Raw genomic sequence first — 2,276 nt, 5'->3', positions numbered from 1 at the left:
CAGGGGGCGCTGTCCGGGTTCCCGGTCCGGTTCGGCCGGCTCGTCCGCCGTGGCGTCCCTCCAGGTGAAGGACGACAGGCCGAGGGGCCTTTCGGCGTCGTCCCGCGCCACGGTGTCCCTGTCGCGTCGGCGGCCGGCCAGATGACCGCCGAGGGTGAAGACGCCCGGGAACAGCCCGATCATGTACAGCAGGCACGCCATGAGCAGGGCGACCACGAGAAAGCTCCAGCCGACCACGGTGAACGCGATGAGGATCGGGTCCAGGTACATGTCCTGTTGTCTGCTCACCCCGTCTTCCAGGGCAACGCGCCGTGCCCGAAGCAGCCCCCGACCGTGCTCCTGCCGTGACCGGCCCGGCGGCGACCACCGACGCCCCGTCGCGCCGGAAATCCGGTGGACGGCAGGAGCGGGGCCGGTTACCTTCGCGCGGGTCCGAGGTTCCCGCACCCGATGAGGTGAGTTCGATGACGGTCCGCCCCACGACGACCGGCTCCGCCCGGTCGTCCCGCGCGAGCAGTGTGCTCACACCATCGACCACCCCACGGATCACGAGGGAACCCGACAGTGGATCTTCCACGCGTCTTCACCATCCGCGAGAGCGGACACCGCATCCACAACCCGATCACCGATGACAAGCTCGCGGCTCTCGGCCGCGCGCTGAACCCCGATCCCGGCAGCCGTGTCCTCGACCTGGCGAGCGGGTCGGGAGAGATGCTCTGCACCTGGGCCCGCGACCACGGCGTCACCGGCACCGGCGTGGACATCAGCACGCAGTTCACCGCCGCAGCCCGGGCCCGGGCGGTCGAACTCGGTGTCGCCGATCGGGTGGAGTTCGTCCACGGCGACGCCGCCGGCCACGTGGCCGAGGAGCCGGTGGACATCGCCGCCTGTCTCGGCGCGACCTGGATCGGCGACGGGGTCGCCGGCACGATCGAGTTGTTGGACCGCAGCCTGCGCCCCGGCGGCGTGCTGCTGATCGGTGAGCCGTACTGGCTGCGCCGGCCGCGGGACCGCGCCACGATCGAGGCGTGTTGGGCCCGGGAGGAGAGCGACTTCCGGTCGCTGCCGGACCTCATCGCGCACTTCGCCGAACTCGGTTGGGACCTCGTCGAGATGATGCTCGCCGACCCCGACAGCTGGGACCGGTACCAGGCCGCCCAGTGGCTCGCCATCCGCCGATGGCTGGACCAAAACCCGGACGACGAACTCGCCCCCGAACTGCGGGCCGAGCTGTCCACGGAACCCATCCGGTACACCCGGTACGCGCGAAGCCACCTCGGCTGGGGCGTCTTCGCCCTGATGCGTCGCTGACGGCTGCCGTCCCGGCCCCGGGCGGGTGGTCCGCGCCGCTCGTTCCGGAGCCGGGACTCCTGGCGGCCCGCGCCTCCCGCCCGGCGGGCGCGCGACTCCGGGCCGACCCGCTCGGCCGTTCCCCTGCGACAACGGGACACCTGCCACCGTCCGGGTCGGAAAACCGCGAGGAGCCCCCGGGCCCGGGCGGTGGGGCGGCCCGGTGCCCCACCGCCCGGGGTCTCACGCCGCGCGGGCCCGGGGCTTCCGGACGTCGGCGACGACGCAGGCGATGTTGTCCGGGCCACCGGCGGCGTTGGCGAGGTCGGCCAGCTCGCGCACCGCGTCCTTGGGCTCGGGCACCTCGCTCAGGACCCGGCACAGCTCCGCCTCCGGCACCACCGTGGACAGACCGTCCGAACACAGCAGGTACCGGTCACCGGTCCGCGCCTCGTGCAGCCGCAGGTCGGGAGTCGGGTCCGCGCCGTCGGCCAACGCCTTCACCAGCAGGGACCGTTGGGGATGGGACTCGGCCTCCTCGGCGGTGATCCGGCCCTCTTCCACCATCGCGCGCACCACGGTGTGGTCCCGGGTGATCAGGCGCAGTTCACCGTCCCGCAGCAGATGGGCTCGGGAGTCGCCGATGTGCACGAGCGCCGGGCCGGTGTCGGACCACAGCATCGCGGTGAGAGTGGTGCCGATCGCCCGCGGTGCGGAACCGGAGGCGGCCTCCCGCACAGCCTCCCGGGCCCGGTCCACGGCGTCCTGCAGGATGTTGAGCAGATCCCCCTCCCGGATGCCCTCGGTCCCGGCGTGCCGCAGCGCCTCGATCGCGGCGGCGGAGGCCGGACCGCCCCGGGGACCGAAGCCGTCGGCGACGGCGATCACCCGGGGGTCGGCGCACGCGGCGTCCTGGTTGCGGTCGCGGACCAGCCCGGGATCGGTGAGAGCGGCGGCCCGCACCTCCAGGGGCGGGGGCGCCGGCG

General features: G+C 73.6%; 3 protein-coding genes. 1 reads left to right on the top strand and 2 read right to left on the bottom strand.

What is annotated here, in order from left to right; translation table 11 throughout:
• Positions 1-288, bottom strand: a 288-nt coding sequence (locus tag FNQ90_RS20220; protein WP_182607666.1) for a hypothetical protein, incomplete at its 3' end; no start/stop codon positions are given.
• A 276-nt stretch (positions 289-564) separates the two neighbouring features.
• Between FNQ90_RS20220 and FNQ90_RS20215 the strand changes: the two genes are divergently transcribed.
• Entirely contained in the window at positions 565-1,311 is a 747-nt protein-coding gene (locus tag FNQ90_RS20215; protein ID WP_182607665.1) for a methyltransferase domain-containing protein, read from the top strand.
• A gap of 222 nt (positions 1,312-1,533) precedes the next feature.
• Here FNQ90_RS20215 and FNQ90_RS20210 read toward each other — a convergent pair.
• A partial coding sequence (locus FNQ90_RS20210) for a PP2C family protein-serine/threonine phosphatase (RefSeq protein ID WP_182607664.1) occupies positions 1,534-2,276 on the bottom strand: 743 nt, incomplete at its 5' end.

The sequence above is a fragment of the Streptomyces alkaliphilus genome, assembly GCF_014141535.1.
GTDB classification, from domain to species: domain Bacteria; phylum Actinomycetota; class Actinomycetes; order Streptomycetales; family Streptomycetaceae; genus Streptomyces; species Streptomyces alkaliphilus.
This window is presented reverse-complemented; position numbering and strand designations above follow the sequence as displayed.